The 1,470-nt window shown below is 49.1% G+C and carries 1 rRNA gene (running past one end of the window); it reads left to right on the forward strand.

From position 1 onward, the window contains the following. The first annotated feature begins 103 nt into the window (after nt 1–103). A 23S ribosomal RNA gene (locus tag ASU00_RS23945) occupies nt 104–1,470 on the forward strand; it runs 1,649 nt beyond the window's last position.

Here is a 1,470-nt window from a genome sequence, read left to right on the forward strand (position 1 = left end):
TGAATCAATCACGATGTGATTGGAACAACTTGTTCCTTGAAAACTAGATAATAGATAGAAGGCAATTAATTTTTTTTCAAAGCATCTGTAAGACTTTTTTAACGGTTAAGTTAGAAAGGGCGCACGGTGGATGCCTTGGNCACTAGGAGCCGATGAAGGACGGGACTAACACCGATATGCTTCGGGGAGCTGTAAGTAAGCTTTGATCCGGAGATTTCCGAATGGGGAAACCCACTGTTCGTAATGGAACAGTATCTTTACCTGAATACATAGGGTACTGAAGGCAGACCCGGGGAACTGAAACATCTAAGTACCCGGAGGAAGAGAAAGCAAATGCGATTTCCTGAGTAGCGGCGAGCGAAACGGAATTAGCCCAAACCAAGAGGCTTGCCTCTTGGGGTTGTAGGACACTCAACATGGAGTTACAAAGGAACGGGGTAAATGAAGTGATCTGGAAAGGTCCGTCAAAGAAGGTAAAAACCCTGTAGTTGAAACTTCGTTCCCTCCTGAGTGGATCCTGAGTACGGCGGGACACGAGAAATCCCGTCGGAAGCAGGGAGGACCATCTCCCAAGGCTAAATACTCCCTAGTGACCGATAGTGAACCAGTACCGTGAGGGAAAGGTGAAAAGCACCCCGGAAGGGGAGTGAAATAGATCCTGAAACCGTGTGCCTACAAGTAGTCAAAGCCCGTTAATGGGTAATGGCGTGCCTTTTGTAGAATGAACCGGCGAGTTACGATTTCATGCGAGGTTAAGTTGATAAGACGGAGCCGCAGCGAAAGCGAGTCTGAATAGGGCGAATGAGTATGAGGTCGTAGACCCGAAACCAGGTGATCTACCCATGTCCAGGGTGAAGTTCAGGTAACACTGAATGGAGGCCCGAACCCACGCACGTTGAAAAGTGCGGGGATGAGGTGTGGGTAGCGGAGAAATTCCAATCGAACCTGGAGATAGCTGGTTCTCTCCGAAATAGCTTTAGGGCTAGCCTCAAGATGAGAGTATTGGAGGTAGAGCACTGATTGGACTAGGGGCCCCCAACGGGTTACCGAATTCAGTCAAACTCCGAATGCCAAATACTTATTCTTGGGAGTCAGACTGCGAGTGATAAGATCCGTAGTCGAAAGGGAAACAGCCCAGACCACCAGCTAAGGTCCCAAAGTATACGTTAAGTGGAAAAGGATGTGGAGTTGCTTAGACAACCAGGATGTTGGCTTAGAAGCAGCCACCATTTAAAGAGTGCGTAATAGCTCACTGGTCGAGTGACTCCGCGCCGAAAATGTACCGGGGCTAAACGTATCACCGAAGCTGTGGATTGACACCNATTTAGGTGTCGATGGTAGGAGAGCGTTCTAAGGGCGTTGAAGTCAGACCGGAAGGACTGGTGGAGCGCTTAGANGTATGGTGTCGATGGTAGGAGAGCGTTCTAAGGGCGTTGAAGTCAGACCGGAAGGACTGGTGGAGCGCTTAGA

The sequence above is a fragment of the Peribacillus muralis genome (assembly GCF_001439925.1).
Taxonomy (GTDB): Bacteria; Bacillota; Bacilli; order Bacillales; family DSM-1321; genus Peribacillus; species Peribacillus muralis.